The 25,866-nt window shown below is 64.8% G+C and carries 22 protein-coding genes; 14 read left to right on the top strand and 8 right to left on the bottom strand.

All coding sequences use genetic code 11. The features are described 5' to 3' along the window. Nucleotides 1-289 precede the first annotated feature (289 nt). On the top strand, nt 290-1,183 hold the full coding sequence (locus JWS14_RS43210) for an HpcH/HpaI aldolase/citrate lyase family protein (protein WP_206016498.1): 894 nt from the start codon (nt 290-292) through the stop codon (nt 1,181-1,183). A 767-nt stretch (nt 1,184-1,950) separates the two neighbouring features. Here the strand turns inward: JWS14_RS43210 and JWS14_RS43205 are convergent. The 6 genes from JWS14_RS43205 to JWS14_RS43180 form a co-directional block, all read right to left on the bottom strand. Continuing rightward, the gene (locus tag JWS14_RS43205; RefSeq protein ID WP_241031854.1) at nt 1,951-3,276 is read right to left on the bottom strand and encodes an MFS transporter; all 1,326 of its coding nucleotides are present in this window, start codon (nt 3,274-3,276) and stop codon (nt 1,951-1,953) included. 464 nt (nt 3,277-3,740) lie between these two features. Further along, nucleotides 3,741-5,084 carry an MmgE/PrpD family protein gene (locus tag JWS14_RS43200; RefSeq protein WP_206016496.1) on the bottom strand — a complete coding sequence of 448 codons (1,344 nt, stop codon included), beginning with the start codon at nt 5,082-5,084 and terminating at the stop codon, nt 3,741-3,743. Then, nucleotides 5,081-5,584, bottom strand: a complete 504-nt coding sequence (locus JWS14_RS43195) for a MaoC family dehydratase (protein ID WP_206016495.1) — start codon at nt 5,582-5,584, stop codon at nt 5,081-5,083. The genes JWS14_RS43200 and JWS14_RS43195 overlap by 4 nt, the downstream gene beginning before the upstream one ends. After that, nucleotides 5,577-6,812 (bottom strand): CaiB/BaiF CoA transferase family protein, encoded by a 1,236-nt coding sequence (locus JWS14_RS43190; RefSeq protein ID WP_206016494.1) that lies wholly within the window; start codon nt 6,810-6,812, stop codon nt 5,577-5,579. Before JWS14_RS43190 ends, JWS14_RS43195 begins: the two co-directional genes overlap by 8 nt. Further along, on the bottom strand, nt 6,809-7,732 hold the full coding sequence (locus tag JWS14_RS43185; protein WP_206016493.1) for an HpcH/HpaI aldolase/citrate lyase family protein: 924 nt from the start codon (nt 7,730-7,732) through the stop codon (nt 6,809-6,811). Before JWS14_RS43185 ends, JWS14_RS43190 begins: the two co-directional genes overlap by 4 nt. Further along, complete coding sequence (locus JWS14_RS43180; protein WP_206016492.1) at nt 7,722-8,336, bottom strand: MaoC family dehydratase; 615 nt, start codon at nt 8,334-8,336, stop codon at nt 7,722-7,724. Before JWS14_RS43180 ends, JWS14_RS43185 begins: the two co-directional genes overlap by 11 nt. Before the next feature lie 238 nt (nt 8,337-8,574). On the opposite strand from JWS14_RS43180, the gene JWS14_RS43175 reads away from it, so the two are divergent. The 5 genes from JWS14_RS43175 to JWS14_RS43155 all read left to right on the top strand — a co-directional run bounded on the left by JWS14_RS43175 (nt 8,575) and on the right by JWS14_RS43155 (nt 15,374). Beyond that, complete coding sequence (locus tag JWS14_RS43175; RefSeq protein WP_206016491.1) at nt 8,575-9,771, top strand: thiolase C-terminal domain-containing protein; 1,197 nt, start codon at nt 8,575-8,577, stop codon at nt 9,769-9,771. 1 nt (nt 9,772) lies between these two features. Next, nucleotides 9,773-10,273 (top strand): Zn-ribbon domain-containing OB-fold protein, encoded by a 501-nt coding sequence (locus tag JWS14_RS43170; protein ID WP_206016490.1) that lies wholly within the window; start codon nt 9,773-9,775, stop codon nt 10,271-10,273. Continuing rightward, entirely contained in the window at nt 10,274-11,017 is a 744-nt protein-coding gene (locus JWS14_RS43165; RefSeq protein WP_206016489.1) for an SDR family NAD(P)-dependent oxidoreductase, read from the top strand. It abuts the gene before it with no gap. A 195-nt stretch (nt 11,018-11,212) separates the two neighbouring features. Further along, a complete protein-coding gene (locus JWS14_RS43160; protein ID WP_206016488.1) occupies nt 11,213-13,300 on the top strand; it encodes a hydantoinase/oxoprolinase family protein in 2,088 nt (695 codons plus the stop codon). Next, nucleotides 13,290-15,374 carry a hydantoinase B/oxoprolinase family protein gene (locus tag JWS14_RS43155; RefSeq protein ID WP_206016487.1) on the top strand — a complete coding sequence of 695 codons (2,085 nt, stop codon included), beginning with the start codon at nt 13,290-13,292 and terminating at the stop codon, nt 15,372-15,374. The genes JWS14_RS43160 and JWS14_RS43155 overlap by 11 nt, the downstream gene beginning before the upstream one ends. Nucleotides 15,375-15,511: 137 nt before the next feature. Here JWS14_RS43155 and JWS14_RS43150 read toward each other — a convergent pair whose 3' ends face one another. Together JWS14_RS43150 and JWS14_RS43145 are read right to left on the bottom strand one after the other, a co-directional pair. Then, nucleotides 15,512-16,525 carry an acyl-CoA dehydrogenase family protein gene (locus tag JWS14_RS43150; protein ID WP_206016486.1) on the bottom strand — a complete coding sequence of 338 codons (1,014 nt, stop codon included), beginning with the start codon at nt 16,523-16,525 and terminating at the stop codon, nt 15,512-15,514. A gap of 7 nt (nt 16,526-16,532) precedes the next feature. Continuing rightward, nucleotides 16,533-17,744: an acyl-CoA dehydrogenase family protein gene (locus JWS14_RS43145; protein ID WP_206016485.1), complete on the bottom strand. Its 1,212-nt coding sequence runs from the start codon at nt 17,742-17,744 to the stop codon at nt 16,533-16,535. A 185-nt stretch (nt 17,745-17,929) separates the two neighbouring features. Between JWS14_RS43145 and JWS14_RS43140 the strand changes: the two genes are divergently transcribed. The 8 genes from JWS14_RS43140 to JWS14_RS43105 all read left to right on the top strand — a co-directional run bounded on the left by JWS14_RS43140 (nt 17,930) and on the right by JWS14_RS43105 (nt 25,862). Next, complete coding sequence (locus JWS14_RS43140) at nt 17,930-19,378, top strand: aldehyde dehydrogenase family protein (protein ID WP_206016484.1); 1,449 nt, start codon at nt 17,930-17,932, stop codon at nt 19,376-19,378. Beyond that, nucleotides 19,375-20,529 (top strand): acyl-CoA dehydrogenase family protein, encoded by a 1,155-nt coding sequence (locus tag JWS14_RS43135; protein ID WP_206016483.1) that lies wholly within the window; start codon nt 19,375-19,377, stop codon nt 20,527-20,529. The genes JWS14_RS43140 and JWS14_RS43135 overlap by 4 nt, the downstream gene beginning before the upstream one ends. Beyond that, the gene (locus JWS14_RS43130; protein WP_206016482.1) at nt 20,526-21,329 is read left to right on the top strand and encodes an amidohydrolase family protein; all 804 of its coding nucleotides are present in this window, start codon (nt 20,526-20,528) and stop codon (nt 21,327-21,329) included. Before JWS14_RS43135 ends, JWS14_RS43130 begins: the two co-directional genes overlap by 4 nt. 113 nt (nt 21,330-21,442) lie before the next feature. Next, nucleotides 21,443-22,228, top strand: a complete 786-nt coding sequence (locus JWS14_RS43125) for a crotonase/enoyl-CoA hydratase family protein (protein ID WP_206016481.1) — start codon at nt 21,443-21,445, stop codon at nt 22,226-22,228. Beyond that, nucleotides 22,179-23,021 carry an SDR family NAD(P)-dependent oxidoreductase gene (locus JWS14_RS43120; RefSeq protein ID WP_241031774.1) on the top strand — a complete coding sequence of 281 codons (843 nt, stop codon included), beginning with the start codon at nt 22,179-22,181 and terminating at the stop codon, nt 23,019-23,021. Before JWS14_RS43125 ends, JWS14_RS43120 begins: the two co-directional genes overlap by 50 nt. A gap of 93 nt (nt 23,022-23,114) precedes the next feature. Then, nucleotides 23,115-24,245, top strand: a complete 1,131-nt coding sequence (locus JWS14_RS43115; RefSeq protein WP_206016943.1) for a thiolase family protein — start codon at nt 23,115-23,117, stop codon at nt 24,243-24,245. Between the two features lie 60 nt (nt 24,246-24,305). Further along, nucleotides 24,306-25,070, top strand: coding sequence for an SDR family NAD(P)-dependent oxidoreductase (locus JWS14_RS43110; protein WP_206016480.1), 765 nt, complete (start codon nt 24,306-24,308; stop codon nt 25,068-25,070). A 9-nt stretch (nt 25,071-25,079) separates the two neighbouring features. Then, nucleotides 25,080-25,862: an enoyl-CoA hydratase/isomerase family protein gene (locus JWS14_RS43105; RefSeq protein WP_206016479.1), complete on the top strand. Its 783-nt coding sequence runs from the start codon at nt 25,080-25,082 to the stop codon at nt 25,860-25,862. The last annotated feature ends 4 nt before the right edge of the window (nt 25,863-25,866 follow it).

The following is a 25,866-nucleotide window of genomic DNA, read 5'->3' as shown; positions in this document are numbered from 1 at the left end:
ACCTCCTTGGGGGGTGATTCCAGCCGTGGGTATCAGTGTGTCGGAAGTTTATAGATTGTCAAGCAACTATGATTTACGCAGCATGTTCGTCGAGCTGAGGGCGTAGCTGGGGCACGCCTAGATGCCTGAAGTGGGCAGTTGACATTAATTGCTAGTTGAATAACAATAAAACTGCCTTCCGCCGCCCTAGTAGGTAGGTCGCACCCGCTCATCTCGGGCGAGCGCCTTCGAGGATGCTGGGTGCCGAGGTCACGCAACCCGAACTGCCGGTCGAGAGGAAACAAATCTGATGATCCCCGAGATTCGCCCCCGTCGTTCTGCTCTTTATGTACCAGGCAATAACGCTCGCGCGCTGGATAAAGCTGCAGGTCTGGCTACCGACGTACTGATTCTCGATCTCGAAGACGCGGTGAACGATGACGCCAAGGTCGCTTCACGCGAGCGGGTGTGCGCAGCGGTCGACTCGGGCGTGTATCAACCGAGAGAAATCGTGGTGCGAATCAATGGTATAGGGGCGGAATGGCACCGGAGGGATGTCGCCGCAGTGGCGCAGACCGAGGCCGACGGGATCCTCGTGCCGAAGGTCGAATCGGCCGAGGAGGTTCGAATGCTGGTCGCCGATCTCGAAGCGGCAGGCGCATCACCCAGGTTGAAGCTGTGGGTCATGATCGAGACGCCGGTGGCCTTCCTACGAGCCGAAGAGATCGCTGCGGCCAGCGACCGCCTTGCCGTTCTCATCGTCGGTACGAATGACTTGATCAACGACTTGCATGCGATCAGCCGCCCCGGTCGCGCACCGGTGTCCACTGCGTTGTCTCTTGCTGTATTGGGTGCGCGGGCGGCAGGTAAAGTGATCTTGGACGGTGTTTTCAACGACATCGGCGACAAGGTGGGCTTTGCGGCCGAATCTCAACAGGGCCGCGATATGGGGTTCGATGGTAAGACCGTCGTTCATCCCTCCCAGATCGAGCCATCGAACGACGTATTCGGACCCTCCGCGGCGGAAGTCGAGCATGCACACATGGTGGTGTCGGCCTACGAACAGGCACTGGCCGCAGGCGAAAGTGTCATTGTCGTGGATGGGAAGATGATCGAGAGCTTGCACGTACGCGATGCTCAGCGAATTCTTGTGCTCGATGCGGCAATCCGCGATCTGAGCGATCCGAGTCTCGCTCGAGCGTGAACCACGGCTACCGGTCCAGGTTGGGGAGACGGCGTTAATTGCGCGGTGGACGGAGTGTCGACTGCGGCCGAGGACCGGGGGGTGGGATGCTCGGGCAAAGGATCCAACGCCGACCGCATGATCGGAACATGGGTCACCGGAAGGTTCGCGGCGGGGACAATCGCCGACCTCGCCCGGACGTGACCCGGGCGAATGGGGACACTGTTCACCACCACCGCCGTCACCATTCGCGGCACAGTCGTCTCGGTGGCGGGGGAGTTGCATCCTGTTCGGAATCGGTCGCAAGGGCCAGTCCCGTCTTCGTATCTGGGCGATGCGGGTTTCGTCCGGCGCGCGGACCCTGGTCGATCGCTCGACCGCCGGGCGCCGGTGGCCTCGACCTTCAATTCAGCGCCCCGCGCCGGGACAATCGAACGGTCCTCGGCAGTCGTCCGGTCGAGCACCCACGGAAGTCCTCGGCGGCGTCGTGGGAGCTGATTGATTCGGCTGCTCTGATTCCGTGACTGATAGATCGGATTCTCTGTGCTGCAGTACGCCGTATCGGCGATGATCTAAGGTCATGGGCTTCTCGGTGGTGACGGCGCTCGTGGGTGACAGGGCTTCGAAACGGTGAATCATCATCCAAGACACGCCGTGCAGGACCACCATGGCAAGGGTCACCCTCGTGTCCGCCTGTTGGCGGAAGTTGATTCGAAGGGTGACCCTTGTGCCTCTTGCCACTGCTGAAATTAACGGATGCAGTTGACAACTTCATGGCGCCGCGTCCGTCAAACTGCGCTGACGGTGTCTCGATCTGTTGAGGACTGTGTCCGGTCGGATGAATTTGTCGAACCGCGGGGTCCGGTCAGGCCGAAAATGAGGATGGCTAGCGCCCCGAGGGCCAAGGCCCCCGCGCCGGCGATCGTCGCCCAGAAGTAGCTGCCCGTCGAATCCCGGATAAAGCTGAATACGTAGGGATATGACACGCCTGCTATCCCGCTGAACGCCAGTGCGGTTGCGTACAACGACCCGAAATTGGTGCGGCCATATTCTTTCAAGAGGAAATACGCACCGAAGTCTGCCTCTGCCCCGGAACTTGCTGCAACCAACATGACTCCGATCGCAGTTATGGCAATTGGGACGGAGCCGGCGACAGTCATCGAAAGGGCGCCTAGAGCGGCGACGAGCAGAATCGTGACAGCTACTGCTACCTTGTGCTTGGGGAAGATGTCGAGCAACGCACCGCCGCCTAGACGGCCGATGACCATACCGACGCTGAACAGGGTTGTCACGGTTGTTGCTACCGCCAGGCTTACGCCCCCATCGAGGAGCATCGGCTGTAGGTTTGCGATGAACGCCGTTGTTGCCGCTGTCACCGCGACAATGCTGGACGAGAATACCCAGTAGCGAGGCGTGCGGAGTACCGCCTTCACGCTGAGGGGAGTGGACAGGTCCGCCGCGGACTCCGATCCGCGACTGACGGGGACGTCTTCTCCATCATGAGGCCGCTCTTTTATTCCAAAGAGCACAGCCGGCATCGAAATCAGCAGCGCGAAACCCGCAAGAATCAAATACCCTGCCTGCCAGCCGATGTTATAAATCGCGAGCGTCACGAGCGGTATTGCGAGCAGTGGTGTGACAGCCGAACCCACGCCGACCAGGCCGAAGGCTTTTCCTGCGCCCTTATCGAACCAGGAGGCCACCGCGCGATTGAACGGGACCATATATGCAAATGACCCGACGATGCCGATTGCTACGGCCAACCCATAGAAGGTGAATTTATTGATGGGCAACGTCGCGAAAAGCACCAGCATGACGATGTACGGGACGAGGCCGGTCACGATGGTGCGACGGGCGCCCCACTGGTCTGCTATACGTCCCGCAAGCGGCCCACAGGCCGTCAACAGCAAGATGGCTATCGGCGAGACCAGGACTTCACTTGTGCTCCACCCTGTTGCTTGCATGGTGGGTTTGACGAATACGCTCGCGGTGAGGACGAAAAGTACTGCCGCGGATCCGTATCCGATAGCACTGAATAGGACTGTTCGTCCTCCTCTTCTCCATTCCGCACTCTCGCGGTCATCATCGGCAACGGTTTTCTTGACTGGGGACATGATCAACGACCAATCGTTAGTGGAAGCGCAATGGTTCAGGTCTGCTATCTACGTTTCAGGGCACCACTCCATTTGCCTGGCGCCTCGGCCGGATCGGCTGCGCGTGTCTTCGTGTGGGGGTCTTTTGTTCGCACGCGGGCGTCATGGTGCTTCCCGTCGCGGGATTCCTGTGCGTGACGGCGTGGAGGTGACGCTCTCCTCGACGTTATGTGCGTCACAACATTGTTTGCCGATCAGTTAGGATTGTCAAGGTGTTCCGTCACGCCAACGGGAGCGATGTGGGGGCTCGAATATCAAGTTGCCAAACAGTTCTCGCTGATTCGGAGGTAGTTTCTCTTCGTTGTGGTGACGATGGGGATCATGCTGTGGTGCGTGCTGCGCAGCGATCGATCGGCTGTGTATCGGCCAAGCGGGTGTGGTGCACAACGCTTTACATGAGAGCGTGCGACAACCTGCCCACCGAACTACCGAGGGGTTCGAGTGTGCGGCGACAACGCGACCGCCAAGGGTCCGACAGTCTCCGCGTCGGCCAGATTTGAAACTTCGGTCACGATGCGATGGGCAGCGTCAGCGCCGAGAGCCGGATCGACGAGCGAGTGGAATTTTGCGACCAACGAGTCCCAGCGTCCGCCCAGCCGATCCGCGGGAACAGGCCGATTGACGTCGACCTCGACGGCCTGTTCGCGACCCTCAACGTCGGTGAGCCGGACGACGGTGGATCGGCTCTCGTCGCTGCGGGCCTTGACGGTGACGCGGTTACGAAGGGTGACGACACGAGGGTCGGTCAACGTGGCGGGCGAGAAGGCTTGCTCGCTCAGGTCGCCGGTCGCAAGCGCCATGGCAGTAGTGAATCGCAAGCTGAACTTGCCCTCGAGCGGCGTCGTCGGCTCCTCGATATTGCACACACTCAGGTGGCCGCTCGGGACCAGAAGTTCGATGGTCTCGACCTGCTCCGGCCGCACCCCGGCGTCTCGGAGCGCCAGTGCGCCCTCAATCGCCGAGTGCGTGAGGTAACACGCCGCGTGGTACTTGAACAGAACATCCGAAATGGCGAATCCCGTCCAGTCCCATGCCGCCGGCGTACCAGTCGCGTCCGATTGGGTGTCGAGGAAGCCCTGGCTTGTCCCGAGGACGTCCGGGTGCGCGGTCAGCCCGCGGGCGGCGAGCGTTGCGGCCCGCATACCGTTCTCCGCCGCCGCGCCGACCTGCAGCGGCTTCGTCATGGAGCCGAACATGGACTTGAGGCCGGCGGCTCGCGCACCCGCGATGCCGAACGCATGGGACCACTCGCCGGTATCGAGCCCGAGGGCGTGCGCGACCGCCGCCGCGGCACCGAAGGTGCCGACGGTGGCGGTCGCGTGGAAACCGCGAGCGTAGTGGGAGGGTTTCATCAGTTGGCCGACGAGGGCCTCGGTTTCGAAACCGGCGACGAAGGCCTCGATGAAGGCACGACCGCTGTGGGCGCTGTTCTCGGCTGTCGCCAACAGCGCGGGCAGCAGCGGCGCAGAGGGATGGCCGTCCATCCGAGAAACGACATCGTCGAAATCGATGGCGTGTGCTGCGGTGCCGTTGACCAGAGCAGCCTGGCTGCGAGAGACCCGCTCGCCGGTACCCCACAACGTTGCCAGCGGCCGACCGCCCTCCTCGAGCGCCTCGGCCCTAACGTGTATGGTCACAGGCTCGTGGATACCGCCGATCGCGACCCCGAGCGTGTCGAGAATGCAATGGCGAGCGCCGGCGACGACGTCGTCGGAGAGATGTCCGATGGTCCGGACCCTCGAGATGACCTCGTCAGTCAGGGTCGTCATAGGGCAGTGGACTGGGAAGCTCGACGCCGCATCAATGTCGACCGCTCGCCCTGGAAGACGACGTCGCCATTCTGGTTGCGCCCCCAGTGGCGGAACACGACTGTGCCCGGCGCGTCGGGTGCATCGCCCGGAGTGACTGACTGGACTTCGGTGAAGGCGCTGATCGTGTCGCCGTGGTGGACGGGTGCGCGAAACCGTAGTTGCGACCAGCCGAGCTCGGCGACGGCGTGCTCGGCCGTGTCCTGGGAGGCCAGTCCGTACACCAGGGACGCCGTTGCGAGGCCGAACACGAGGCGCTCGTCACCCATCGGCGACCCCTTCAAAAAATGATCGTTGAAATGCGCTTGCGCCGTGTTCATCACCTGTTTCGCCGGCCCGCTGCCCTCGAGCTCGCCGACGGTCGCCGCGCGTGAGTGCCGCATCTTCTGGCCGGGCCGGAAGTCCTCGAACCAGCCTTGGGCGCCGAGTATCGCGCTGTCCGCGTTGTGGTGCTCAGTCATGGCTTTCGTCTCCCTTTGTCGCCGACACCGACCGGTCCTGATCAGTCGCGGTCCATTCGGCGAGGACGGCGTCGGGTTTCTGCTCGCCCAACTTGGGGCCGCGGCCCCGGACCGATGCCGGTGTCGAGCTGAACTTGAGTGGGCTGCCGGCGATCGTCACCGGCGTGGTGGACCCGGGCTGCTCGACCTCGACCAGCATCTTCCGGGTCCGAACGTGTTCGTCGGCGAAGATGTCGGCTGCGGTGTTGACTGGTCCGATCGGAACGCGACCGCCGAGTGCGGCGACCACGTCCGCGGTCGGCCGTTCGGCGAGCCACTCGCCGAGGATCTTTCGTACCGCGACGACGTTGACCACGCGGGCGGTGTTGTCGGCGAACTGGGGGTCGTCGGCGAGTTCCGGGCATCCCATGGTTTGGGTGAGGATTCGCCAGTGCTTGTCGCTGGGTGCGGCGACCGCGATCCATCCGTCCTGCGTCGGCATGATGTCGAACGGTGCCAACAAGGGATGTCCGTTGCCCATGGGCTTCGGGTTTTCTCCGAGGTAGGAGTGCTGGTAAACGATGCGCTCGCAGAGAGCGAGGACGGCGTCATACATCGCGATATCCAGGAATTGCCCCTCGCCGGTATGTTCCGCATGTCGGACGGCCGCCACGACGCCCAGGGCGAGCAGCGTGCCGGGAAAGATGTCCCCGATTCCCGGTCCGGCCTTGAGCGGCGCACCGTCCACGAGGCCGGTGATTCCGGCGAAGCCGCCCATGGCCTGTGCGACGACATCGAACGCCGGCCACGAGTCGTAAATGCTCTCACCGGAGCGGGCGTCGCCGAATCCGCGCAGCGCCCCGTAGACGATCCGGGGATTCACCTCGGCGAGGGCCTCGTATCCCAGACCCATCCGCTCCATGACGCCGGAGGAGAAGTTTTCGACGACCACATCGGCGACCCGAACCAGGTCGCGGAACCGCTCCGCTCCCTCGCTGCTCTTCAAATCGAGAACGATGCTGCGCTTCCCGCGGTTGACGGACTGGAAGTATCCGCCTAGTGCTTGTGCGGGATCGTCCTCTTCACGGAACGGTCCTACGCCTCGTGTCCGGTCACCGGTCAGCGGCTCGACTTTGACGACGTCGGCACCGAGGTCGGCGAGCAGCATCGTCGTGAACGGGCCGGCGAGCATCGAGGTGAGGTCGAGTACCTTGATCCCGCGCAGTGGACCGGTCGCGGGGGCAGTCATGCGACACCGCATTGCCGGGCCCGCTCCAGGACCGCAACGAAGATCCGAGTGGTCGCGGCGTCGATCATCATGCCCTCGAACGCTGCAGCGCCGAGTCCGGCTTGTTCGGCTTCTTCGACGGCGCGTACGGCCGCTGTGGCACGTTTGATTTCGGTGGGGGTGGGTGCGAACACCTGGTTCGCGATGGTGATCTGGCTGGGGTGAATGGCCCATTTGCCGACGCTGCCGAGGGTTGCGGCCCATGTGGCTTCGCGCTCGTAGCCGTCGGGGTTGGAGATCGCGCCGTAGGGGCCGTCGACGGCGTCGAGCCCATGGGCACGTGCGGCGCCGATCATGCGGTTGCGGGCGTAGTGCCACACGTCGCCGGGGTAGCCGTAGACGCCCTCGGCGGCGGCTCCGATGTGACCGAGCCGGATGCCTTGACTGGCGGACAGGTCGCCGACGCCGAGGATGAGGGCCTCGAGACGAGGGGAGCAGGCAGCGATCTCCTCGACGCGTGAGAGGGCCTCGGTCTCCTCGATGAGGACCTCGAGTTTGATCCGACCGACCTCGAGGCCGAGATGGGTCTCGAGTTGCGTCAGAAGGTCTTCGACGAACCAGACATCTCGGGGACCGAAGACCTTCGGAATGATGATGACGTCGAGATTGTTGCCGGCTGCGGTGACGATGTCGACGATGTCGCCGTGGCACCAGGGGGTGCTGACGGGATTGATGCGGACGGCGCGGGTTTTGGAACCCCAGTCGAGGGTGGTGAGACCTTCGATGATGTTCTGCCGCGACTCGATCTTCTTGGCGGCAACGACAGAATCCTCCAGGTCGAGGAAAACGAGGTCGGCGTCGCTCGCAGCGGCTTTGGCGATCATCTTGGGGCTGTGTCCGGGAGTGGACAGTTCGCTGCGGCGGAGTCGGCTAGTGGGCATGGTTTTCTCCTGCTTTCGAAGTCGGTGTTGTTGTCGGTGGCTTGGCGCGGGAGGCAACGAGGTTGGTGCGGACGAACTCCACGACGGGCTGGCCGTGCTGGTTCGTCGCGGTCGTGTGCCAGGTAACGATGCCGACGCCAGGCTTGCTGGCGGACGTGCGCATTCTCAACACCCGCGAACTCGCCGTGATGGTGTCACCCTGATACACGGGACTGCCGAAGACGCAGTCGTCGATACCGAGAAACGGGCCTCCACTCTCGCTGAGATCTTCCACGGACAGCCCGACCGCAGTGCACAGCACAAGCATCGGGTTCAGGACCGTGTCGGGATGACCCTGCGCCCGAGCATATTCGACGTTCAGATGAACCGGCAGCCACGCGCAGGTCGCGGTCGAAAATGACACGTTGTCGGCCTGGGTCAGTGTCCTTCCCCAGTGGTGGGTCATCGACCGACCCACCTCGAAATCCTCGTACTTGTTTCCCTTGGGTACGAGCGGGAAGGAATCGAAGTCGGGGTCGCCCACGTCGTGCGATGTGCGCGAGTCTGCCGACTCACCGGCGACGGTGGAAGACGGACCGGAAGTCCCGTTGAATGTCGAGTACATGGGTCAATCATGACGTGAAATTGAAGTTTGTCAACGAACAAGTTTTCTGCGGATCGAGTCCGGTCAGATAGTGGCGGCCTGGTGGGCGCGTGGCGAATGATGCAGCAGGGGCGAGTGGGACGGCCCAGGAAAAAGACTAGTTTGCTGATCAGTTATTTCTGTTATCGTCGTCGGAGTGGCGCCGATCACGCGGCCCATCGGGCACGGCAACCCGTGCACAGGAGAGGAGCTTGGTTTCGTGAAGTTGGATGCGTGTGTGGTCGGCGTGGGAACGAGCGAGTCCATCGGCAGACCGAGGCGAAGTGCCTTGCACCTGGAGTTCGAGTCGTTCCGAGCCGCGTTGGCGGATGCGAATCTGAAGAAGTCGGATGTCACGGGCATGGTCACCAATTGGGGCACCCCGCGTGGCGTGGACTACGACGAGTTCGCCGTGGCCGCCGGCCTGGACCTGACGTGGGTTTCGCAGCTGTGGACCCATGGCCGGTGGGCGGCCACGGCGGTCCAGCAGGCAGCCATGGCAGTGACGATGGGGCTGGCGGACGTGGTTGCCGTGATCAACAGTGCCGTCACGGCGACGGGGTATGCCCTCGAACTGCCTCCGATGAGTTCACCGCTCGGCGGCGTCGATGAGTCGTTCCGAGACGGAGGCGGGCCCTACGGCAACTGGACACTCCACGGCTCGCCCGGAGCCGGGGCCGGCGCCGCGCTGGTCATCGAGCAGTACATGGATCGGTACGGTGCGACATCTGCGGACATGGCGGCAATTCCCGTCACCATGCGCGCTTTCGGCCACCTCAACCCCATGGCCGTACGGCGCGAGGAACCACTCACGGTCGAGCAGTATCTGGAGGAGCCCGAGCTCATGGGCCATATGCGGTCCTCCGATATGTGTCTCGCGGTCGACGGCGCTACATGTCTGCTGGTGACCTCGACGCAGCGGGCGCGGGAGTTGGGTCGACCCATCGTGCATATCGCAGGGATGCAGGGGGTTCCGGCCACTCGGAACAGCTACGACTTCTTTTCCCGGCCGGGCATGGGATCAGGAGTGAGCCCGCGCTACGACTACGTGGCTCCGAAAACCTTCCCCGTGCTGGAGATGGCGGGTGTGGGACGCGACGACCTTGACGGCTTCTTTACCTACGACCCTTTCTCCCCCCTGGTGTTGATGGCGTTGGAGCGGTGGGGCTTCTGCGCAGCGGGCGAGGCCGCCGCGTATTGCCGCGACCAGGGCATCGGACTGGACTCGCCGCTCCCCATGAACACGCACGGCGGGAGCCTGGCGGAGGGGCACCTGTACGGCTACGGGCACATGATCGAAATGGTCCGCCAGCTTCGCGGTGAGGCCGGGAAGCGTCAGATCGACGATGCGAAGTCACTGCTGTGGGGCACTCCGTGGGGCGACGCCCTGGTCCTGACGAACGAGAAGGTGGCCTGACATGGCGGCAAGCCAGAGAAAAGGTGAAGTGGTCGAATTGGAGCGCGTGGACGCTGCACCGGGCCCTGCCCAGCACCAGCACCCCGACAACGCGGGTTTCTGGGAGTCTCTTCACGATGGGCACCTGTCCCTCCAGCGATGTGGCGAGTGCGAAACGTTGCGTTTCCCGATCGCAACGCACTGCTACGAGTGCCTGAGCGGTGAATATGCCTGGGAGTCAATCGATCCGCACGGAACTGTGGATGTGGCGATCCGTATTCACGAAGCCGCCGCAGAGCTTCCCGCGAGCGGCGCCAGCCTCCCCGAGCCGTGGCGAAGCATAGCGCCGTACCTGACGGGAGCGGTCGACATGAAAGCCGGAGTGCGCCTGCCCGGTCGGATCATCTGCACCTGCGGCGAAGCGCTGACGCGCGGTACGCCCGTGCGCGCGGTACTGCTGCCGGCATCCGGCGGAGCGACCGTCTACGGGTTTGCTCACACCTGCGTCGGAACGGAGAAGTAAGTGGACAAGAAGGTAATAGTCGTCGGCGGCGCGAGCGGCGTAGGAGCGGCCTGTGTGCGTTCCCTCGCGAAGGAGGGTGCCGCCGTGGTCTCGCTGGACCGTTCGGAGGAACAAGGCCTCGGCGTCGCCGAACAGGCGGGACAACGTTTCCTCACGTGCGACGTCACCGATCGGGATCAGGTCTTCTCGGTGATCGACGAGGCGGCCGATCTTTTGGGTGGGGTGGACTCCCTGGTTCACGCCGCGGGGATCCTGCTGCAGGGTCCGGCCGAAGATGTCAACGACGAGGACTGGGCCCGCGTCATGGACATCAATGCGCGGGGGCCGATGCTGACGAACCAGGCAGCGCTGCCGCACCTGAAGAAGGGCGACAGAAGCAGCATCGCCAATTTCGCGTCCTCCTCGGCGCTGACCGCATATCCGAACGGCGCGGCCTACGCGGCGTCCAAGGGCGCCGTGACGGCGTGGACTCGGACGATCGCCGTCGAATGGGCTCGATACGGCATCCGGGCCAACGTCATTCACCCGTCGGCGAGGACTGCGATGCTCGAGGATCATCTCGCAAAGATGAACGACGAGGAACTTGCTGCGTACAAGGAGCTGCTTCTGCAGAAGGTGCCGCTCGGTGGTGAGTTCGGGGATCCGGATCGAGACATCGCGCCGGTCATCACGTTCCTGGTCAGCGACGGCGCTCGGTTCATGACGGGGCAGAACATCGCCGTGAACGGCGGCTACTACATCTAGAGCGGAATCCATTTCCTCGGAACGCAGGTGCAATCCCTGCGGCTGACAAAATACTAGTTGGTTGAACACTTATTAAATGTTATGATTCAGGTCACGCCGGCGCCGACTTACTCCGCCATCTGGGCGGACGCCGCCCGGATGGCGGACCCTCTGCGGATTGCGCCCATGACTGCATCGAACTGACAAGGAGAACTGATGGACGTCAAAGAGGTGCCGAATCAGGCACCAGGAGGTTTCTCGATCGGAATTGACGTCGGGGGAACCTTCACCGACCTCGCCTGTGGCAACGGGCAGTCGCTGTGGCGCGCCAAATCGCCGACCGACCGAAACAACTTCGGACGGGGAGTGCTCGGAGCTTGTCAGCTCGTCGCTGATCAAGTCGGCCTCGATCTCGAAACATTTCTCGGGAGGGTCGAACGCTTCGGACTGGGTACGACCGCGGTGACAAACGCGCTCGTCGAGAAGCACGGCGTCAGAGCCGGACTGCTCACCACGGCCGGTTTCGAGGACACCATTTCCATGGCCCGCTCGCGGCGTGTCTCGGAGGAGGGATTCCTCGTTCCGCCATGGAGCCCCATCGATCGATCGGCTGTCGTCGGTGTCGACGAACGCGTCGACCGCGACGGAAAGGTGCTGCAGGCCGTCGATATCGCGGCGGTTCGTTCGGCAGTGGCAAACCTGATCGAGACGCACCAGATCGAGGCGCTCGCCGTCTCGTTCCTCTGGTCTTTCAAGAACGACGAGAACGAACTGGCCGTGGTCGAGTTCGTGCGGCAAGAGTTTCCCGACCTGCCCGTCTTCAGCGGCGTCGAGTTGCACCCCAGTATCCGCGAGTACGAGCGCACCCTGGTTGCGGCCGTGAATGCGGTCCTGTCTACCGCTCTCGACGGTATCGAGGCCCTCGCGCAGGAGCTCGCCGACACCGGCCTTCGAGTTCCGCTGCTGCTGCTCCAGACCAGCGGTGGAACCGTCACCCTCGCCGAGGCACGCCGCTCGCCGGTGATCCTGGTGGCGTCGGGCCCGGCTGCCGGCGTCATGGCTGCGGCCGAGGTGTGCTCGGACGAGGGGATTTCCGACGCGATCTGCGGCGACATGGGCGGTACGAGCTTCGACTTGGCGGTCATCGCCGATTCGCTCCCGCAGCGGTCCGAGCGAGGCGAGCTGCACGGGATGATCCTTGCTCAGCCGCGAATCGACACGCTCTCGATCGGCTCCGGCGGCGGCTCCATTGCCTGGGTCGACGCGCGCGGACTGCTGCGCGTGGGGCCGCGCTCCGCCCGGGCGTGGCCCGGACCGGCCTGCTACGGCAACGGCGGGACGGATGCAACGATCACCGACGCCCTGGTGGTCCTCGGCTACATCGACCCGGCCAGCTTCGTAGGCGGCACGCTTGACCGAGAAGCCTCCGTGCGGGTGTGTGCCACGCTGGGCGAGTCTCTCGGCCTCTCGGCCGAGGAGGCCGCGTGGGGAATTCGCGAGATTGCGCTCGCCGAGATGACCAAAGCGACTCGCCTGCACGCGGGCGCGAGTGGGCTCGACCCGCGCACCCTCACCCTGATCTCCTACGGCGGCAGCGGCGGACTGTTCACGGCGAGCATCGCGGCCGAGGCGAACATCCCCCGCGTTGTCGTGCCCCCCGCTGCGTCGGTGCTGTCCGCCTTCGGTGCGGCATCGGCCGATGTGCGGCGGCAACGGATCAAGTCGGCTGACGTGCTGCTCGATCGGGCCGACGCGGGCGCGATCGGAGCCGATCTCGAGCGGCTCGGCTCCGAGGTGGCACGGGCGGTCGGTAACGATGGGGTCCCTGAGCAGGACCTGACTGTGAACTACGACGTCGGGGTTCGTTTCTTCAGGCAGACGTCCGAGGTGTCGATTGCGCTGCAGACCCCGGTCTTCGATGCCGAAGCAATCCGTGCGGCCTTCCTCGAACAGTACGCAGCCCGCTACGGGGTGGGTGCCGTCGGTCAGAAGGCGCAGCTGGAGGTGACGTTCCTCCGCGCCGTCGCCATCGGCCGGCTTCCCCGGGCGACGTTCGCGATCGACACGTCCACGCGCACAGGGGGTGTGGTCGAACCGTCTTCCCACCGGGCCGTGTATCTGACCCGGGCCGGCAGTGAGCAGGTTCCGTGCTACCGGACCCCCGACCTGGTCCCCGGAGACCGCATCGACGGGCCGGCTCTGGCCGACGACGTCGACACCACCGTCTTCGTCCCCCGCGGCGCCACGCTGGTGGTCGGCGAGCGCCGCTCTCTCCGATTGGATGTGAATTCCGATGCAGCTTGACAATATTGCGGTCGAGGTTCTGCGACACCAGTTCGAAGCGTTCTGTGGCGAGGGCGCCGCGACGATCAAACGCACTGCGGTGAGCCCGCTCGTGGTCGAGGGGGGTGACTACTCGTGCACCCTTCTCGACGCCAAGGGGAACTTGGTGACAGGTGGCGGTCATATCGCCTACCACTTCTACGCGGCGACCAATGCGATCGCGGGTGTGTTCATTGAGCACGGTGACGACATCCAGGACGGCGATGTCTTCCTGGCGAACGACCCGCACCGGGGCGGTGGCCTGCACGCGCAGGACATCTTCGTCATGAAGCCGGTGTTCGCCAGGAAGGTCTTGGTGGGGTGGTTCGCAAATTCGTCGCATCTGGTGGACGTGGGCGGTATGCAGCCGGGGTCGTTCGCTCCCGAAGCGACCGACTGCTTCCAAGAGGCGGTCCGACTGCCCGCAGTGAAGATCATGAGGGCCGGCGTCGACCAGCGGGACCTCTGGAACATCTTGCTCAACAACGTCCGCATGGCCCACCTGGTCGAGATGGACATCCGTGGCCTGATGGCGGGCGTCGATGTCGGTGCTGCCAAGCTCCGGGAACTCGCTGAGCGGATCGGTCCGGACGCCTTGCAGAACGGGTTCGACGAGCTCAACCGACGGACCGAGGAAGCTGTCCGCGCCGAGATCGCGCTGCTCGAGGACGGCGTCTACCGGTCCACGAGTTGGACCGAGTGGAACGAGGAGAAGTTTCGGGTCCCCTGCACGACCACCGTCGAGGGCGATTCGATTCGTTTCGACTTCTCCGGGGCGGCACCACAGACGCAGCACTTCTTCAACACGAAGGAGTACATCGTCAAGGGCAAGATCGGGGTCGAGTTGCAGCGTCTGATCGGGCAGGACCTGCCCCTCAACCAGGGGTACTACGACGCGATTGCGGTGTACTGCCCGGTGGGCAGCATGCTCAACTGCACTCATCCAGCACCCGTCGGGGCTGCGCATCTCGCGGCGTCGCACGACGCCAGCGAGGCCGCGTTGCGCACTTTCCATCAGGCGGTGGCGGCTTCGCCCGACAGCGTCAGCCGTCCCTTCCTGTCCAGTTCGCAGACGATGTCCGGGAACTGCGTGGTCACTTTCTCGGGTAGGGGTCTGTCCGGCGCGACGGACTCGTGGATCATGATCGACGGCACCGCCCTCGGTTCGCCGGCCGGCAACGATCGCGACGGCACGGACTTCAACTTCTACCTGGTGGGGCGTCAGGCGGCCATTCAGACGAACGATGTGGAAGTCACCGAGTCCTGGTACCCGCTTCGCTTCAACTATCGGCGTCGGTCGTGTGACGCGTCGGGTGCGGGTCAGTTCCGCGGGGGACGCGGCGTCGACTTCGAATTCACCGTTGACGGCTCTCCGCTGTTGACCGGCAACAGCATCGGAGGGCACGGGCAGATTCCGATGCCCGGGTCGGCCGGCGCCGACCCGGGTCGGCCGAATGCGATCGAACTGCGTGACCCCGATGGCGGGTCGACGCCGATCGGGGTTCTGGCCCAGGGATTCACTCTCCCCGAAGGACACAGCTACGCCATTCGGGCTGCGGGCGGCGGGGGCTGGGGCGATCCTCTCGATCGTGATGTGGCAGCCGTGCTCGCCGATTTCGAGGACGGCCTCATTACCGCTGAGGACGCGAGTGATGTATACGGCGTTGATGTCTCCGACGGCACCACGACGAGCCGGAGCGAGTTGCTGCAGCAGCGTCTCGAGCGCGCCGACCCGGCTTTGATCGAACCGGTTCAGGTCGAGGTGAGCGAGACCGACTCGAGTCGAGCGTTGCCGATTGCGTCCGGTGTCGAGCAGCGCGGCGGGTTCGCGGTGAGCGTTCGCTCGGGTGCGGTCCTCGCGCAGGCCCCCGGACATTGGACCGATGGCTGCCCGGTTCTGGTCGAGCAGTTGGCCGGCGGGGTGGAGACGCGCAGATACCTCGATCCCGGCACCGGGCACGTCCTGCACACCGAGGTGGCGGTGACCGGTGAGCCCAGGACCTTCGAGTCCAGCCCCGCGCGTTGGTCCGCGTGGACGGGTGAACGGATCGGCTGAGCGGCGACGAGCAGCACCGATGAGGTGGTGCCGGGAATCTTTCCCGGCACCGCCTTTTTCGTTCCCAGTGACCTGAAGACCGAACTCGCGCAGATGACCAGGCCACCGTTCGGTGGCCTGGTCTTCGAGCAGGGGTCCTACATCGGGAGGGTGTCGCTACTTTCCGCGTGCGCCGCGATGCTTCGTAGAGCCACCTCGGCGAGGTGTTCGCTCTCCTCGCCCAGCAGTAATCCATCGACCTTGGCGCGTCGCCAATACAGGTGCGCGTCGTGTTCCCAGGTGAAACCGAGCCCTCCGAGCACATGAACGAGCGTCTCGCACGCCGTCTCGAAGCTCGGGGCGCAGTATGCCTTCGCAGCAGACGAGGCAATCGGAAGCTGCTCCGGGGCGTTGTCGGCTGCCCACGCCGCCCACCACACGAGGGAGCGCAGTTGATTGACGGCGACCCAGTCGTCCACCAGGCGATGCTTGATCGCTTGGAACGAACCGATCTGCCGACCGAATGCCGTGCGGTCTCTGGCGTGCTCGATGCCGAGCTCGACCACACGCTCCGCGGCGCCCAGACCTTCGGCAGCAAGAACGACACAGGCGACCTGCCGGGCGCGGTCCCACAGGGCACGTGCGTCCCGGCGAATCACCTCAGACGACGTCAACGTGACGTAACCGAGACCGCGGGTGGCGTCGATCGGGTCGCCGGGCCTGACCTCACCGCTACCCAGGACGAGGTCATCGCCGTTCAGTGCGAGGAAGTGCGAGGCGCCGATAACGTCCATCGACGGGCTGTCCCCGGTGAGCGAGCCGTCGAGCACCGCGAGGGCCAGAGTTCCGTCGCTCAGCGCCTGGAGCCGGTCCGTGTCCCCTTCCAGGAGTACAGCACATCGGGCCGCGGTGGCGAGGGAAGGCCCGGCAAGTTGGCGGCCGGCCTGTTCGGCGACGATGGCCATGTCGAGCAGGCTGGCGCCTACACCGCCCGCCTCTTCGGGGATGGTGAGCGAGGAGAAACCCAGCTCGGCGAGAACCTCACGGCCGGGCACGATCCCGCCCGCGGTATCGAGGCTCTTGCGCGCGTATTCGGGTCCGGCCTGATCGGCAAAGAAGGAGCGAGCGTGGTCGGCGAAGTTCCGCTGGTCGTCATTGATGTCGAACTCCATGAGTTCCCTACCTGCTCTCGGATGCTGTGGGCTTGGGCGCGCGGTCCGACGGGAGCCCGAGGACTCGCTCGCCGAGAATGTTGCGGAGGATCTCGTCGGCTCCGCCGGCCAGGGCGACGCCAGGGGTGGATGCCGCCGAATTCGCCCAGCGCCAGTCTCCGTCCCGCGAGCGCGCCAGGACGGCGTCGTCGCCGAGCAGGCGTTGGCCGAGGTCCGCGGTGGCGTGCGCGACGCGAACCGCCGTGAGCTTTCCCGCGCTGGCCTCGGGTCCCGGGCGCTTACCGCGTTCCATGCTCGTCTGCATCCGGTATCCCGTGTAGCGGGCCGCGAGCGAATCGACCAGCACCTTCCCGAGCTCGTGTGTGGCCAGCACACGCTGGTTCGCAGCGAGCCGCGGAAGCCGTTCCGCGGCATGTGCGATCAAGGCATCACTCCGGACACCGAGTTCGCCGCCGCCCCCGCCGACTGCCATTCGCTCGTTCATCAGTGTGGTCAGGGCGACCTGCCATCCATCGTTGACGTCGCCGAGACGCTCGGAGTCGTCGATGACGACGTCGTCGAGGAAGACCTCATTGAAGCTCTGGTGCCCGTTCATCTGCCGCAGGGGTCGGACCGTGACGCCGGGTGCGTGCATATCGATCACGAACATCGTCAGCCCGCGATGCTTGGAGGCGTCAGGATCGGTGCGACACAGCACAATCCCGTACCGGCAGTGCTGTGCAAGTGTGGTCCACACCTTCTGTCCCTGCACGTGCCAGCCGTCGTCGTGGCGCACGGCCCGGGTGCGCAGTGCGGCGAGATCGCTGCCGCTGCCGGGCTCGCTGAAGAGCTGGCACCACAAATCGTCTCCGCGAAGCAGCCTCCGGATGTAGCGTTGCTTCTGGTCCTCGCTTCCGTGGCCCAATACCGTGGGTCCGCACATTCCGAGGCCGACGTGTCCGATCGGTCCCGCGATCCGTGCGCGGTGCAGCTCCTCGTTGACGACGGCCTGTTGGGCGTTCGTTCCGGCGCCGCCACCGTATTCCGTCGGCCAGGTCAAGCCGATCATCCCGGCGTCGAACAAGGTGGCCTGGGTCCGGCGGAGGGCTTGAACCCGGTCCGTGCCGGGCTCTTCCAGATAGGGGCCGTCTGCGTGCTCGAGTTCGTCCGCATGCTCGTCGAGGAACTGGCGCGTCTTACCCCGCAGGTGTGCTTGGTCGGGAGTGTCGTCGAAGTCCATGGGTGGCCTCTCGTTGGTTGGGCGTGGGCGAATGGCCGACCGCGGCGTCTGTGGCGACACCTCAGCCACGCCGGGCCGGGCGTCAACAAAAAATAGTCGGTGAACAAATCTTAGCGGAAGGAGTGTCTGGGGAGAAGACAATCCTTGTTGGTTGACAAATTAAGGTTATGAGGCATGCTGTTGTTATGAGCATCACTCGTTCGGAGTCAATCCCACCACCTCAGGGTCTCGTGAAGGCATACGGTCAGTGGATCGACGGCGCGGAGCGGTACACGCCCGGGGGCAAGCGCCTCACCACCAACTCCCGATGGACAGGTGGCGCAGTTGCCGAGATCGCCGCTGGGGGTCGCGCCGACGTCGAGGCGGCTGTCTCTGCCGCATCCGCCGCAGCAACTGGTTGGCGTGAACTCAAGTCGGGGGAGCGCGGCCGGTTGATGGCCGACATCGCTCACGGGATCCGCGCCGAACGGGAGCTCCTTGCCGAACTCGAGGGCGCCGAGGCCGGTAAGCCCGGTCCACAGGCATTGCGCGAAGTCGATTCCGCCGCAGATTATTTCGACTTCTACGCGGGGCTCGCCAACATCCCTTCGGGTGAGGTGATCGACCTCGGACCGGGTCGGCACGGCTACACGACCAACGAGCCGTACGGCGTCATCGGCGTGATCACCCCCTGGAACGCGCCGCTCAATCAAGCGGCCAGAGCGATTGCTCCAGCGATCCTCGCAGGGAACACAGCGGTGGTGAAGCCGTCCGAATTTACTTCCGCGACCACCCTCGAGCTTGCCCGCATCGCCACCGAAGCCGGCCTCCCCAACGGTGTTCTGAACGTCGTGACGGGCACCGGCGCGGCGGTGGGCCAACCACTGATCGAGCACGCAGACGTGCGGAAGGTGGCCTTCACCGGCTCGGTGCAGACCGGCCGTGCCATCGGACGGACAGCGGCGGACCGAGTGCTGCCGCTCACCCTCGAACTGGGTGGAAAGTCCGCGAATATTGTTTTCTCGGACGCGAACCTGCGGGCAGCCGCGGAAGGCGCGGTACGTGCCTTCACCGGCAATGCGGGTCAGATCTGCAGTGCCGGCACTCGCCTTCTCGTGGCCGACGAAATCTACGACGAATTCGTCTCTCTCCTTCTCGATCAGGTGCGCACGGTGAAGCCGGGTGAGTCCTATGGACACATCGTCACGGAGGAACAATTCACCAAGGTGCAGAAGTACTTCGACGTGGCCAAAGCGGACGGCGCGACCCTCGCGGCCGGCGGTGCCGCGACCGGAGACGGCTGGTTGATCGAGCCGACCGTCTACACCGACGTCACCAACCAGATGACGATCGCGCGTGAGGAAGTGTTCGGTCCTGTCCTGACCGTTCTCAGGTTCGGCACCGAGGACGAGGCTGTCGCGATCGCCAACGATTCCGAATTCGGACTCGCGGCGGGCGTGTGGACCGGAGACGTCGCGCGGGCCCACCGGGTCTCTGCCCGTCTCGAGGCCGGACAGGTCTATGTGAACGACTGGGTCGCCGGCCTCGTCGAGGGACCGTTCGGTGGAGTCAAGAACAGTGGATACGGCAGGGAGAAGGGCATGGAAGCACTACGTCATTACACTCAGACCAAGTTCGTGGTGGTGAAGCTGTGAGCGACCGCTTCCCCATCCTCGAGCCCGAATACCGTGTGCTCCAGGCCCGTGCCCGCGACTTGGCCGATCGTTGCCTTCCACACGCCGATCGCGCGGACGAATCCGACTCCGTCGACGCCGAAGTGCTCGCCCTACTCAAGGACAGCGGCCTCGCGGCCGTGCAGGTCCCAGCCAAGTACGGCGGCGAGTTCGAGTCTCCCGACTCCCTCGCTGTGACGGTCGTCCGGGAACAACTCGCAGCGGCTTCGAGCCACGTCGACTCTCTCTTCGCCATGCAGGGCATCGGCAGCTATGCGATCGCCGTCGGCGGGACCGACGAGATCCGCGAGCAGTGGCTTCCGCGGGTGGCGCGTATGGAGGCGATCGCCGCGCTGGCTCTGACCGAACCCGAAGTCGGATCGGACCTCAAATCGCTGTCCACCACAATCGCCGAAGACGGCGACGACGTGATCATCCGTGGAACAAAGAGTTTCATCACCAACGGGGGCGACGCCGACTACTACTGCGTTCTGGGCAAGGAAGCTGTCAACGGCAGGTCCGGGTATTCCCTGGTGCTCGTGCCCGCGAACACTTCCGGTGTCAGAACCAGTCGTCCTTACCAGATCATGGCCCCCCACGTCCTGGGTGACATCGAGTTCGACAATGTCCGTGTTCCCAACACCCATCGCCTCGGTGAGCCCGGTAGGGGATTCGCGCTCGTACTGGCCACCCTGGCCACCTTCCGAGTTTCGGTCGCCGGCGCCGCCCTCGGCACCGCGCAGGCAGCGCTCGACGACGCCCTCGCGCACACCACGACCCGGAAACAATTCGACAGCCCGTTGGCGCGTCTCGGCCCGATTCCTCAGATGCTGGCGATGTCCTGGACCGAGATCGAGATGGCGCGGGCGTTCACGTACCAGGTCGCCCGCGCCGCCGCCTCCGATCCACGCGGCAGCCTGGACCTGTCGTCGATGGCGAAGATCGGCGCGACGGAGGTTACCGGTCGTGTCGTCGACCGCAGCGTGCAGATGATGGGCCGATTCGGTCTGGTCCGCGGATCCCGCATCGAACGCCTCTATCGAGCGGCCCGGCCGATGCGGGTGTACGAGGGCGCGACCGAAGTACTGCTCGACTCGTTGTCCAAGCAGCTTATCAAGGAGCACTCCCGATGATCATTGACGCACACTGTCACGTCTGGCCGGACGAGATCGCCCGCAAAGTGCTCGCCGACCGGCCCGTCGGCCTGGACCCGGTCCACGACGGCACCCTCGACGGGCTACGACGCACGATGGACAACGCCGGCATCGACATGGCAATGACTCTCGCGGTGGCAAATGCCGGTCGAACCGTCTGGCGCACAAACGAGTTCGTGGGGCGAGTCGACCGCTCCCGTTTCTTGCCGTTCGGTACGGTTCACCCCGATCTCTCGGTCGAGGACAACCTCGCCGCTCTCCGTGAGAACGGCATCATGGGCGTCAAGCTCCACCCGCTCTTCCAATCGGTCGCCTTCAGTGACACAAGGACGCGTGAGATCCTCACTGCCCTGGCCGAGAACGACGTCCCGGTGATCGCGCACGTCGGCTCCGGAGGTACCGAAGAGCAGAACGACCGGGGAGCGCCGCGCGATCTCAACGCGATGATGAAGCACATCCCCGGACTCCGGCTGATCGCCGCGCACTATGGCGGTTACCAAGTGCTGGATGAGGCCGAGCAGTGGTCGGTGGGGACCGGGGTGTACCTCGAGACCTCGTGGCCACCGAGCATGGGCACCCTCCCCGTCGAACGGATCAGGTGGATCATTCGAGAGCACGGCGCCGATCGCGTCGTGTACGGCTCGGACTGGCCGATGACCGACCCCGCAACGGAAATCGCGGCCATTCGTGCACTCGGGCTGAGCGCCGACGAGGAACGCGGCGTCCTGGGCGGCAACCTTGCCCGCCTGCTGCGACTGGAATTGCCGGCGAACACCTGACTCCTCGAACGCTGTTTCAGGAGAGGGCTACCCGGCCTGCACACCATTTACGACGCGATGTCGAACGGCGAAACCCGGCTCGACGCCGCCCCACGACTACCAGGAAGCTGACCATGACCTCCATCGACACCGCCGCAGAGGAGCCGGTGCTCGTCTCCGACGACCGCGGCGTGCGCATCATTACGTTGAATCGGCCCGCTGCGCGCAATGCGGTCAACCTCGAGATGGCCACCGCGATCGACGCGGCGCTCACCGAGTTCGACGAGCGCCGCGACCTCACGGTTGTCGTCCTGGCGGCGAACGGGCCGACCTTCTGCGCGGGCATGGACCTGAAAGGGTTTCTGCGCGGGGAGCGGCCGATCACACCGAGGCGAGGATTTGCGGGACTAGTACAGGAGCCCCCACGCAAGCCCCTCATCGCCGCGGTCGACGGTCCCGCGGTCGCGGGTGGCTTCGAAATCGTTCTGGCCTGCGACATGATCATCGCCGCGGAAAGTGCGTTCTTCGCTTTGCCCGAGGTGAAGCGGGGCCTCGTCGCCGCCGGAGGCGGCCTGCTGCGGCTGCCCGGGCGGCTGCCCTATCCATTGGCGATGGAGTTGGCACTCACCGGCAAAAATATGTCGGCACGCGAGGCCGCCGAGCGCGGCCTGGTCAACAGGATCGTCGAGCCCGGCACGGCGGTGGCCGCCGCGCTCGAACTCGCAACGGAGATTGCCGCCTGCGGTCCGCTGGCGGTCGCGGCGACCAAGCAGATCATCCAAGACAGCCCGAGCTGGCCAGCAGCCGAAGCGTTCGCACGGCAATCCGAGCTGACCGCGCCCGTGCGGTCGTCGGCAGACGCCATCGAGGGTGCGCGTGCCTTCACTGAGAAGCGTGCACCGGTGTGGACAGGCGCATGACACGCGGCGGTACGTGCGAATCGGAGAGGACGAAGATATGGATTTGAACCTGACAGGCCGCGGGGTCATTGTGACCGGGGCGAGCAAGGGGCTGGGCCGGGCTGCGGCCCGGACATTGGCGGCCGAGGGAGCGCATGTGCTCGCCGTGGCGAGGACAGAGGCCAGCTTGAACGAGTTGGCTGCGGAGCAATTCGCCGGCAAGATCGAGCCGCAGGTGTGCGATATGCGCGACCGGGAACAAGTGGCCGGTCTCGCGAAGATCGCGGTCGAGCGGCTGGGGCGTCTCGACGCGGTCGTCAACAACGCAGGCATCGCGCCCGCAGCTGACTTTCTCGAGATGGATATGTCGGTCTTCGATGAGGTCATGGAGGTCAACGTGACATCGTTGGCAGTCCTCTCGCAGGCCGCCGCGCGCCATTTCGTCGACTCGGGTTCTGGTGGCCGGATCATCAACGTGGTCTCGACATCGGGAATTCTCGGCAAGGCCACACTCGCCGCGTATTCGGCGTCGAAGGGTGCCGCTATCCAGATGACCAAGGCCCTCGCCGCCGAATGGGCCCGGCACGACATCCAGGTCAACGCCATTGCTCCCGGCGCCTTCGCCACCGAAGCGCAGTCGTATGTCACCGGCAACCCGGACGTACTGGCGAAGAGAGTGCGTAAGATCCCGGCGCGTCGTATGGCCGAGCCCGACGAGATCGGACCCCTGGTCTGCTATCTCGCGTCGGAGAGTTCGAAATTCGTGTCCGGCGCCGTCTACGTAATCGACGGCGGCGAGACTGCAAAGCAGTGACGTTCGGCCTCGACGTCTTGCGTCGAGGTAATGGCCGAGTTCCATAGGGCAAAATAGTTGTTGGCTAACAGACAATAATTCTTGGGAGTGACCATGCGAGATGCGGTAATCGTTGATGCCGTCCGTACACCGATCGGCAAGCGGAAGGGAGCGTTGGCGGACATCCACCCCGCGGTCATCTCCGCAACGGTCCTGCAAGCACTGACCGAGCGCAACAACATCGACCCGAACATCGTCGACGACGTTGTGTGGGGCTGTGTGAGCCAGGTGTCCGAGCAGGCGAGCAACGTCGGCCGAAACGCGGTGCTCACCGCGGGCTGGCCCGAGACCGTCCCGGCGACATCCGTCAACCGTGCGTGCGGATCAAGCCAGCAGGCCGTCAGCTTCGCGGCTGCTGGAATCATCGCCGGCCACTACGACTTCGCCGTGGCCGGCGGGGTCGAATCGATGACCCGAGTGCCGATGGGAAGTGCCGCCCAGGACGGTCAGCCAGCGCCCACCACTCTGCTGGAGCGCTACGGCGTCCAGGGCTTCAACCAGGGCATCGGTGCCGAGATGATCGCGGAGCGCTGGGGAATGTCCCGCGCAGCGCTCGACGAGTACTCGCTGCGGTCGCACCGGCTGGCGGCCGAGGCAACCGATGCGGGGGCATTCGCCTCACAGCTGGTACCGCTCGGCGGCCTCGACGCGGACGAGGGCATTCGCCGGGGCGGGACACTCGAGAAGCTCGCCACCCTGCCGACCCCCTTCAAGGAGGGCGGAGTGGTCTCGGCGGGAAACGCCTCACAGATTTCGGACGGCGCCGGCGCCCTGCTCCTGACGTCGTCGGAGGTTGCCGGCAGCAACGGCCTCACACCGATCGCGCGTATTCACACCGCGGTCGTGGCAGGTGACGATCCCGTGATCATGCTGACAGCCCCTATCCGGGCGACGGAACTGGCACTGAAGAAGTCCGGACTGTCGATCGACGAGATCGGTGTGTTCGAAGTCAACGAGGCGTTCGCGTCGGTCCCGCTGGCGTGGCTGGCCGAGACCGGAGCGAAGGAAGATCGGCTCAATCCTCTCGGCGGAGCCATCGCCGTCGGGCACCCGCTCGGAGGATCCGGTGCCATCCTGATGACCCGCCTCATGAATCACATGCGAGACAACGGCATTCGATATGGTCTCCAGACCATGTGTGAGGCCGGCGGCCTGGCCAACGCGACGATCCTCGAGCTGCTCTAGTCAACGAACCCACCCACGTTCGTTGAGCCCCAAAGATTTCGAAGAACAAGGAGAAGAACAATGCAGGTAAACGGATCCGTTTTCGCTATAACGGGCGGAGCGTCCGGCCTCGGGCTCGCCACTGCGAAGCGACTGCTCGACGGCGGCGCAAAGGTGGCACTCATCGACCTCCCCAATTCGGACGGCGAAACGCTGGCAAAGGAACTCGGTGACAACGCTCTTTACGCAGCTGGAGACGTAACCGACGAGGTCTCGTTCGGCGATGCACTGGATGCAGCCGAGACTCTGGGGCCGCTCCGCGGACTGGTGCACTGCGCCGGCAGTGGTCGCCGGGTCCGAATCCTGGACAAGGAGGGCAACCCCGGGTCCCTCGCCGACTACGAGTTCGTCATCAAGCTCAACCTGATCGGCAGCTTCAACGCGCTCCGTCTGGCGGCCGCACGGATGGCCAAGCACGAGGCGATCGACGGCGAGCGCGGCGCGATCATCATGACGGCGTCCGTCGCGGCCTTCGAGGGCCAGATCGGTCAGATCAACTACTCCGCAGCGAAGGCAGGAGTCGTCGGCATGACGATCACCGGTGCACGCGATCTCGCCAGCAAGAACATTCGCGTGTGCACCATCGCCCCCGGCATCGTGGACACGCCGCTGCTGGGTCGGCTGCGCGAGGACATCCGTGACGGACTGGCGGCCAGCGTTCCCAATCCGTCCCGGCTCGGGTTGCCCGAAGAGTACGCGCACCTGGCTCTGAGCATTCTGGAGAACGGTTACCTCAACGGCGAGACGATCCGCCTCGACGGTGCTCTCCGCATGGCACCGCGCTAGGCATCGCACATGGCTGACTTGGAGTACACCGTCGAAGGCGGCGTGGGGACGATTCTGCTCAATCGCCCCCACGCGAAGAACGCCTTCACACTCGAGATGATCGACGCCTGGGCGGCTGCGCTCCGGTCGGCGCGCACGGATCCGGATGTACGGGTCGTCGTGGTCACCGGCGCCGGGGGAGCGTTCTGCTCAGGTATCGACCTGTCGGTGCTCGACGCCGTCGGTGCCGAACCGATGGCCTTAAAGACCATGCTGACAGAAGGAGTCCACCAGGTCGCCCGCGCCGCGGACGATCTGACCAAGCCTCTCATCGCTGCCGTGAACGGTGCCGCGGTGGGAGCCGGGCTGGATATGGCACTCATGTGCGATATTCGTATCCTCGCGGAGTCGGCCCGGCTGTCGGAGGCATACATCCGCGTCGGACTCGTACCAGGCGACGGCGGGTGCTACTACCTGCCGCGCCTGGTCGGCATGTCCAAAGCGCTCGAACTGTTGTGGACCGGCGACTTCGTGGACGCGGCCGAGGCCTTGCGAATCGGTCTGGCAAACGCCGTTCATCCCGACGACGAGTTCGCCGACGGTTATCGGCGCTTCGCGGACAGACTCGCCGCGCAACCACCGATCAACGTCGCGATGATCAAACGAGCCGCCCAGCAATCCGTCCATTCCGATCTGCGGACCGCGCTCGATCTGATTTCCTCCCACCTGGCCGTCGTGCACGGGACGAGGGACTCTGCCGAGGCGCGCGCCGCGTTCGCCGAGCGGCGCACCCCCACGTTCGAAGGCAGATGATTCC

This window comes from Rhodococcus koreensis (genome assembly GCF_017068375.1).
GTDB lineage: Bacteria > Actinomycetota > Actinomycetes > Mycobacteriales > Mycobacteriaceae > Rhodococcus_F > Rhodococcus_F koreensis.
This window is presented reverse-complemented; position numbering and strand designations above follow the sequence as displayed.

Bases quoted from the DNA above. Each gene is read 5' to 3' on its own strand.
- JWS14_RS43170 (WP_206016490.1), top strand. From the start codon at position 9,773: ATGGCGGCAAGCCAGAGAAAAGGTGAAGTGGTCGAATTGGAGCGCGTG.
- JWS14_RS43155 (WP_206016487.1), top strand. From the start codon at position 13,290: ATGCAGCTTGACAATATTGCGGTCGAGGTTCTGCGACACCAGTTCGAA.
- JWS14_RS43110 (WP_206016480.1), top strand. From the start codon at position 24,306: ATGCAGGTAAACGGATCCGTTTTCGCTATAACGGGCGGAGCGTCCGGC.
- JWS14_RS43115 (WP_206016943.1), top strand. From the start codon at position 23,115: ATGCGAGATGCGGTAATCGTTGATGCCGTCCGTACACCGATCGGCAAG.
- JWS14_RS43150 (WP_206016486.1), bottom strand. From the start codon at position 16,525: ATGGAGTTCGACATCAATGACGACCAGCGGAACTTCGCCGACCACGCT.
- JWS14_RS43200 (WP_206016496.1), bottom strand. From the start codon at position 5,084: ATGACGACCCTGACTGACGAGGTCATCTCGAGGGTCCGGACCATCGGA.
- JWS14_RS43130 (WP_206016482.1), top strand. From the start codon at position 20,526: ATGATCATTGACGCACACTGTCACGTCTGGCCGGACGAGATCGCCCGC.
- JWS14_RS43125 (WP_206016481.1), top strand. From the start codon at position 21,443: ATGACCTCCATCGACACCGCCGCAGAGGAGCCGGTGCTCGTCTCCGAC.
- JWS14_RS43205 (WP_241031854.1), bottom strand. From the start codon at position 3,276: ATGTCCCCAGTCAAGAAAACCGTTGCCGATGATGACCGCGAGAGTGCG.
- JWS14_RS43180 (WP_206016492.1), bottom strand. From the start codon at position 8,336: ATGTACTCGACATTCAACGGGACTTCCGGTCCGTCTTCCACCGTCGCC.
- JWS14_RS43145 (WP_206016485.1), bottom strand. From the start codon at position 17,744: ATGGACTTCGACGACACTCCCGACCAAGCACACCTGCGGGGTAAGACG.
- JWS14_RS43105 (WP_206016479.1), top strand. From the start codon at position 25,080: ATGGCTGACTTGGAGTACACCGTCGAAGGCGGCGTGGGGACGATTCTG.
- JWS14_RS43140 (WP_206016484.1), top strand. From the start codon at position 17,930: ATGAGCATCACTCGTTCGGAGTCAATCCCACCACCTCAGGGTCTCGTG.
- JWS14_RS43195 (WP_206016495.1), bottom strand. From the start codon at position 5,584: ATGACTGAGCACCACAACGCGGACAGCGCGATACTCGGCGCCCAAGGC.
- JWS14_RS43160 (WP_206016488.1), top strand. From the start codon at position 11,213: ATGGACGTCAAAGAGGTGCCGAATCAGGCACCAGGAGGTTTCTCGATC.
- JWS14_RS43210 (WP_206016498.1), top strand. From the start codon at position 290: ATGATCCCCGAGATTCGCCCCCGTCGTTCTGCTCTTTATGTACCAGGC.
- JWS14_RS43190 (WP_206016494.1), bottom strand. From the start codon at position 6,812: ATGACTGCCCCCGCGACCGGTCCACTGCGCGGGATCAAGGTACTCGAC.
- JWS14_RS43185 (WP_206016493.1), bottom strand. From the start codon at position 7,732: ATGCCCACTAGCCGACTCCGCCGCAGCGAACTGTCCACTCCCGGACAC.